The organism is Tahibacter sp., assembly GCF_035481375.1.
GTDB lineage: Bacteria > Pseudomonadota > Gammaproteobacteria > Xanthomonadales > Rhodanobacteraceae > Tahibacter.
The window spans coordinates 23,753-30,172 of sequence record NZ_DATIGT010000093.1; the positions used below are offsets into that span (position 1 = coordinate 23,753).

A 6,420-nucleotide genomic window follows, 5' to 3' on the forward strand; every position below is an offset into this window, starting at 1 on the left:
CGCGTGCGGCCTGCTTGGGAAAACCTGTCGAACCGGAGTTCTGCGTGAAGCTGCGCGCTTTTTATCGCTTCTCTATTTTTCTCACTTCTATCCTCTGTTTCCTGACTTCCGCCGCCGCATCGCCGCGCATCCTCACCGGCACCGAGGCCGGAGCCGCGTGGCGCATCGACGTGCCGGAGAACTGGAACGGCCGGCTCATCGTGTTTTTCCGCGGCAACAGTCCGCGGGCCGAGCGCTTCGACGATCAGCCGTATGTGCAGGGCGGCCGCGCGATCATGCTGCAGCGCGGTTTCGCGCTCGCGCAGTCGGGGTATGCGCGCGCCGACTGGAACATCGCCGATGCGCACCGCGATACCGAATGGGTGCGCAGGCACTTCGTCGCGAAAATCGGCAAGCCGACCCACACCTTCGCGATCGGGCAGTCGATGGGCGGCCTTGCCGTGGCGCATGCGCTGGAGCAGAAAGGCACGGCGTATTCGGGCGGGCTGTCGCTGGCCGGCACGCTCGGCGGCGGCGACGCGCTGTTTCAGCAGGCGTTCGTGAATCTCGCGGCGTTCGATTTCTATTTTCCCGGCACGGTCGGGACCATCGTGCCGGTGCCGCCGGCGCAGGCGCTCGATGCCGCTGCCGTGCGCGCGCTCGACGCGGCAGTCGCGGCGAAGCCCGAGGCAGCCGCCAAGCTCGCCGCGCTGATGGCCGTGCCGATCGAGGCGATCGGCGAGCAGACCGCGATCAATCGCGACCTCGTGCGCCGCCTGCAGCAGCTCTCCGGCGGCAACGCGGTCGGCAATGCGAACTGGCTCTACAGCGGCAGCGGCGACGACGCGGGCCTGAATGCGGGCGTGCGCCGCTATGCGGCCGACGCGAAAGCGTATGAATTCCTGCGGCGGAACTACGCGCCGAGCGGCCGTCTCGAAAAGCCGCTGCTGGCACTCCAGACGATCCACGATCCGATCGTCAGCGCCGCGGCGACGAACAGCTACGCGACCGCCGTGCAGCGCGCCGGACGCGATGCGCAGTTCGTGCAGCAGTACGTGCCGGGTGAACAGCATCTGGGATTCAACGCGGTGCAGATCGTCGCGGCGATCGAGGCGCTGCAAGGCTGGGTCGAGCGCGGCGAGCGTCCGACGTCCGGCATGCAGCCGTCGGCTTCGCCGGCCGCAGCCGATGCCGCGCCGGCGCACGAGCTCGTCGAGCTGCCGTCGGCGGCGCTCGCGGAAACGCGGCGCATCGCGGTCTGCACGCCGCCTGCGTATGCGACGAACGCGGCGCGCTTCCCCGTGCGCTACGTGCCCGACGGCGGCCTGGCCGAGCATTTCCCGCGGGTCGCCGCCGAGGCCGATGCGATGCGCGCGGCGCTGAGTGCGGCGGCACCGGCGTCGCTGGGCTGAGATCGACGCGCGGCCCGATCTGCGCCACGACAATATCCATCGGACGCGCGCGCCCGAGGTGCTGCCGAGGCTGTTCCGGCCTTGAATCGCGGCGCGCGCGGCGCCATCGTGGCGCCGCTCCCGGCACTGTGCAGGATTTCCGCGTGACTACCGCGATCTGGCTGTTCGGCTACGGCTCGCTGATCTACAAGGTCGACTTTCCGTTCCTCGAGCGGCGACGCGCGCGGCTCGACGGCTGGACGCGGCGCTTCTGGCAGGGCTCGCACGATCATCGCGGCACGCCCGAGGCGCCGGGGCGCGTGGTCACGCTGGTGCCCGCGTCGCAGTCGGTCTGCATCGGCATGGCCTATCGCGTGACGCCTGACGTGTTCGCGCATCTGGATCATCGCGAGAAGAACGGCTACGTGCGCGAGACGATCGAGCTGCAGTTCGACGACGGCACGCGCGCCGATGCGGTGGTCTATGTCGCCGCGCCCGGCAACGAGGCGTATCTCGGGCCGGCCGCCGAGCGCGACATCGCCGCGCACATCGCGAACGCGCGCGGCCCGAGCGGCGAGAACCGCGAGTATCTGCTGAATCTCGCCGACGCGCTGCGCGAACTCGGCAGCGACGACGCGCACGTGTTCGATATCGAGCGCGAGCTGCGCGCGATGGCGTAGGTCGGCGGCGAGCCCAACCGGCGAACCCCGGCATCGAGGTTCGCCTGCGGCTCACCGCAACCAGCGCGGTTCCGTAGGGCGCAATAACCGAAGGGCATTGCGCCGCATGCTCGGCGAAACCGGATCGCTCGACGACGCGACGCGCCAGTCGGACGCGCGACGCGCCGTGCCGCGTAGGGCGCAATAACCGAAGGGCATTGCGCCGCATGCTCGGCGAAACCGGATCGCTCCCCGACGCGACGCGCCAGTCGCACGGCGCGACGCGCTTCGCTCATCGCGCCCCACGTTTACGGAATTCGCGCAACGCGTCCTTGCCGATCCAGCGGGGCGCGGCGTCTTCGGACGCGGCGAGTCGCGTGGCGACGGCCGTGGCGGCGGCGCGCAGTGTCGCGTTGCGTTTGCCGATCGCGCGCAGAGCCCAGTTCACGCCTTTCTTGACGAAATTGCGGTCGTCGCCGGCGGCGGCTTCGACGAGTTCGAGGCCGCGCAGGAACGGCGCATCGGCGGCTTTCTTGTCGTGCAGTGCGACGCTCGCGAGCAGCGCGAAGGCACCGCGCCTGACGAATTCCTCGCGGCGCGTCGCCCACTGCCCGATCTTGTTCCAGGCGTGCGGCGTGCGGTCGAACAGCGCGAAGCAGGCGGTGTCGCAATGGGCCCAGTTGTCGATGCCGCGCATCCAGCGGTCCATCTGCGCGGCCGTGACGGCGGCAGGATCGTCGATGTAGCAGGCGAGCATGCGCGCGTCGTAGATGTCGGTCTGCCACAGCGCCTCGGCGAGCGCGTGATCGCGGCGGTAGCGTTTCGCGACGGCCTGCACGTCGCGCATCGCGACGCCGAGCGCCTTGTCGCTGGGGATCGCGAAGCGGCTCATGCCCGCGCGCGTCGCCTCGGTCGCGCAGGCTTCCAGCGCGGCGACCGCCTCGGCGCAGCGCGCGGCGATGTCGCCGGGCTGCGCTGCGGCCGGTGCGGTGGCGGTCTTGCGCGATGTCTTCGTGACGGTCTTGCGCGGCGTCTTGGCGGCAGGCATGCGGTTCTCGCGGAGGGCGGCAGAGCGGGGCGTTGCGCGGCATTATCCACAACCGCGCAACGCCCCGGGCGGAAGCGGCGGCGCGTCGCCGCGACGCGTCAGGCCAGTTCCGCGAGCGCTTCGCGCGCCTCGTCGCCGGCCAGCCACTCGGCGAGGCGGTCGTAGCCCATCTCGACGCCTGTCGTGGCCGGGAAGCTCAGCACGTGGTCACGGACTTCCTTGGAATCGTATTGGACGGTAAGGCGCAGCGTGGTCTTGCCGTTTTCCTCGCTGAGCACGATCGAGGACACGCCCTGGCCTTCGTACCAGGCCTGGTCGAACGTCTCGGTCGCGACCAGGCGTTCCGGCGCGACGCATTCGAGAATCGTGCCGCCCATGCCCATGACCTCGCCGTTGTCGCGCGCCCAGACATAGCGGTATTTGCCGCCGGCGCGCGCGTCGATCTCGCAGACGTCGAGGCGCCAGCCCGGCGGTCCGCCGAACCAGCGGCGCAGCAGTTCGGCGCGCGTGAGCGCTTCGAACACGAGGTGGCGCGGCGCGTCGAACACGCGCGTCATCAGGATTTCGCGGTCGCTGGGCAGCGTGACTTGCAGGGTTCCGGAGCGGTGCATGGCGATGTCCTTCCAAGGGTCAGGATTTGCGGCGTGGGCGGGATTTGCGCGCGGTTTTTTCCGCGGCCTTCATGTCGGCGAGCAGCGCGTCGAGCGCGTCGAAGCGCTGCTCCCAGAGTTGGCGGTAGCGTTCGAGCCAGGCATTCGCTTCGGCGAGCGGCGCGGCCTCGATGCGGCAGGGCCGGCGCTGCGCGTCGCGGCCGCGGCTGATCAGTCCGGCGAGTTCGAGCACCTTGAGGTGCTTGGAGATCGCCGGCTGGCTCATCGCGAAAGGCTCGCCGAGTTCGGCGACCGAGGCTTCGCCGAGCGCGAGCCGCGCGAGGATCGCGCGGCGCGTGGGGTCGGCCAGCGCGGCGAAGGTGGAGTCCAGGTGCGTGGAGGGCATTGGATAACCGATCTGTTACATAACTCAATGGTTATGAAATGTACGGCGGTATGGCCGTTCGGTCAAGGGGCGGAAAGACACCGTTGCGCGATCGCCCTGGACGGACACCTCGCCGTCGCGGTTCGCCTGCGGCTCGCCGCAACCCGCGATTCCCGATTGCCTCCGCTCAATCGGGTACCACCAGCCCCGTGTCGCCGAGAAATTCCCGCACGCCGGCAATGCCGTTGTATACATGTGAGCGAATGCCGAGCATGCGCGCCGCGGCGACGTGGTCGGTGCTGTCGTCGATGAAGAGGGCATCGGCGGCAGTGACGCCGGCGCGGGCCAGTGCGATCTCGAAGAAGCCGGCGGCGGGTTTGGCGATGCGGATCGCGCTGGAGTTCACGACGGTGTGGAAGCACGCGGCGATGCCGTGCGCGTCGAGGTCCTGCGGCAGCCGCGTGCTGCCGTTGGAGACGAGAACCAGACGCTGGGGCGGCGTGCAGCGCTGCAGCAGCGACAGCAGGTCGCGGTCGATCGTGCCGATGCCGGCGGACCACTGCGCGACCGCGGCGGTCACGTCGGCGTGCGGGTAGTGCTCGCGCAGGCGCCACGCGGTCTCGTTGCGCCAGTCGGCATCGCTCAGGCGGCCCTCGACGAGGGCGGCGAGCAGCGCACGGTCGAAGGCCGCGGCGCGCAGGCTGCCGGGCGGCAGGCCGTGCGGCGATTCGATCGCCGCGTCGGAGTCGGGCCAGCGGCGCAGCACGCCGTCGAAGTCGACGAGGATGACCGAGGGCGTCATGTCAGAAACTCGCGCACGTGCGCTGCTTGAGCCGCATGACGGCCTCTTGTGCGAAGCGCGTCCTGTAGGCATCGACGATCGCGCGGATCGCGGCTTCGTGCGCGGCGTCGTCGGGATGGACGAGGGTCAGCACGCGCGAGGGCTCGCGCACGACGCTGCCGTCGTTGCCGCGCCATTGCCCGGCCGCGTCGACGACGCTGAGTCCCTGCGGAAAACGCGGCGTCACCTCGTCGCGCAGGAACTGCTGCCACTGCGCCTCGCCGACCGTGCCGCCGCCGGGTATCGACAGCCCGAAGTACAGCGCATCCTCGACCAGCGCCTGCGCGCCGGCGTCGCAGCGCGACGGAGGCAGGGTACTGCAGGCACTCGCCAGCAGGGCGACGGCGATCAACGGCAGCGGGCGCATGACGGTCTCGCAGAAGGCACAGGTATACAGGGTAGCAAAGCGGTGCGCCGGGTTGCGGTTCTGATCGGAATGCGAGGCGTGGGGAATAACTGGAGGCGAGCCGGTAGAAACTAGCGTCGCAGCGTTGCGCTCGATAGTTTCCGCAACCGCTTTCTCCATTTCCTGAATACGCCCCTCTATTTCCTGCTCCTATGCCGAAGTGCTTCCTAAGCCTCGCCTTCTGCCTCGCCGTGCTTTCGCCGCTGCACGCCGCGGACTATCTCGAACTGACCGATCTGCGTCTCATCGACGGCACGGGGGCGGAGCCGCGCGCGGTGAAGTCGCTGCTCGTGCGCGACGGCGTGATCGTCGCGATCGACGACGACGGCGAGCGGCCGGCGGCGCAGGCGGATGCGCGCTGGACGCGGATCGGGCTCGCCGGTGCGTCGGTCATGCCCGGGCTCGTCGACACGCACGTGCACGTGACGCGGTTTCCCGATCCGCGCCGCGGCGATCGCATTCTTGCGTCGGCCGCGCGCGGCGGCGTGACGAGCGTGCGCGACCTGGCCGGCGACGCGCGGGCGCTGGCCGAGATCGAGCGCGCGATCGGCGCGGGCGAGTGGCAGGGGCCGGTGCTGGTCTACAGCGCGCTGTTCGGCGGGCCGGCGGTCTTCCGCAACGGACCGACCGCGGAGATGGCGCCGGGACGCGCGCCGGGCACGGCACCCTGGGCGCGTCTGATCGATGCGAGCAGCGATCTGCGCCAGGCCGTGGCCGAGGCGCGCGGCAGCGGCGCACGCAACATCAAGGTCTACGGCGATCTGAAACCCGCGCTGGCCAGGGACCTGATTCGCGAAGCGCGCCGCCAGGGACTGCTGACGACGGCGCACGCAACGGTGTTTCCGGCCGCGCCGGGCGATCTCGTCGATGCCGGGGTCGGCTCGCTGTCGCATGCGCCGTATCTCGTCTGGGAAGCGGTCGACGTCGTGCCCGACGACTACGGCCAGCGTATCCGCGGGCCGTGGTCGACGGTCGCGCCGGATCATCCGCGCCTGCGCGCGCTGTATCGCCGCATGGCCGAGCGCGGCGTGTTTCTCGACGCGACCCTGTATGTCTACAAGGCGATGAAGGACTACGCGCCGGGGCGGCTGGACACGAGCTGGACGGACGCGGCGTTCGCC

8 protein-coding genes are annotated in these 6,420 nt (G+C 70.1%); 3 read left to right on the forward strand and 5 right to left on the reverse strand.

The genetic code is table 11. From position 1 onward, the window contains the following. The first annotated feature begins 44 nt into the window (after window positions 1-44). Both VLF18_RS05565 and VLF18_RS05570 read left to right on the forward strand, forming a co-directional pair. Window positions 45-1,391 carry a DUF6351 family protein gene (locus tag VLF18_RS05565; protein ID WP_325278623.1) on the forward strand — a complete coding sequence of 449 codons (1,347 nt, stop codon included), beginning with the start codon at window positions 45-47 and terminating at the stop codon, window positions 1,389-1,391. A 143-nt stretch (window positions 1,392-1,534) separates the two neighbouring features. Continuing rightward, window positions 1,535-2,050, forward strand: a complete 516-nt coding sequence (locus VLF18_RS05570) for a gamma-glutamylcyclotransferase (RefSeq protein ID WP_325278624.1) — start codon at window positions 1,535-1,537, stop codon at window positions 2,048-2,050. A 271-nt stretch (window positions 2,051-2,321) separates the two neighbouring features. Here the strand turns inward: VLF18_RS05570 and VLF18_RS05575 are convergent, their stop codons facing one another. The 5 genes from VLF18_RS05575 to VLF18_RS05595 all read right to left on the reverse strand — a co-directional run bounded on the left by VLF18_RS05575 (window position 2,322) and on the right by VLF18_RS05595 (window position 5,260). Then, the gene (locus VLF18_RS05575; RefSeq protein WP_325278625.1) at window positions 2,322-3,077 is read right to left on the reverse strand and encodes a DNA alkylation repair protein; all 756 of its coding nucleotides are present in this window, start codon (window positions 3,075-3,077) and stop codon (window positions 2,322-2,324) included. Window positions 3,078-3,175: 98 nt separating this feature from the next. Further along, complete coding sequence (locus VLF18_RS05580; RefSeq protein WP_325278626.1) at window positions 3,176-3,688, reverse strand: SRPBCC family protein; 513 nt, start codon at window positions 3,686-3,688, stop codon at window positions 3,176-3,178. A 19-nt stretch (window positions 3,689-3,707) separates the two neighbouring features. Beyond that, entirely contained in the window at window positions 3,708-4,073 is a 366-nt protein-coding gene (locus tag VLF18_RS05585) for a metalloregulator ArsR/SmtB family transcription factor (RefSeq protein WP_325278627.1), read from the reverse strand. A 166-nt stretch (window positions 4,074-4,239) separates the two neighbouring features. Further along, window positions 4,240-4,854, reverse strand: a complete 615-nt coding sequence (locus VLF18_RS05590; RefSeq protein ID WP_325278628.1) for an HAD-IA family hydrolase — start codon at window positions 4,852-4,854, stop codon at window positions 4,240-4,242. 1 nt (window position 4,855) lies between these two features. After that, window positions 4,856-5,260 (reverse strand): DUF3574 domain-containing protein, encoded by a 405-nt coding sequence (locus tag VLF18_RS05595; protein WP_325278629.1) that lies wholly within the window; start codon window positions 5,258-5,260, stop codon window positions 4,856-4,858. Window positions 5,261-5,490: 230 nt separating this feature from the next. On the opposite strand from VLF18_RS05595, the gene VLF18_RS05600 reads away from it, so the two are divergent. Then, window positions 5,491-6,420, forward strand: a 930-nt coding sequence (locus VLF18_RS05600; RefSeq protein ID WP_325278630.1) for a hypothetical protein, incomplete at its 3' end; no start/stop codon positions are given.

Bases quoted from the DNA above. Each gene is read 5' to 3' on its own strand.
- VLF18_RS05595 (WP_325278629.1), bottom strand. From the start codon at position 5,260: ATGCGCCCGCTGCCGTTGATCGCCGTCGCCCTGCTGGCGAGTGCCTGC.
- VLF18_RS05580 (WP_325278626.1), bottom strand. From the start codon at position 3,688: ATGCACCGCTCCGGAACCCTGCAAGTCACGCTGCCCAGCGACCGCGAA.
- VLF18_RS05590 (WP_325278628.1), bottom strand. From the start codon at position 4,854: ATGACGCCCTCGGTCATCCTCGTCGACTTCGACGGCGTGCTGCGCCGC.
- VLF18_RS05575 (WP_325278625.1), bottom strand. From the start codon at position 3,077: ATGCCTGCCGCCAAGACGCCGCGCAAGACCGTCACGAAGACATCGCGC.
- VLF18_RS05585 (WP_325278627.1), bottom strand. From the start codon at position 4,073: ATGCCCTCCACGCACCTGGACTCCACCTTCGCCGCGCTGGCCGACCCC.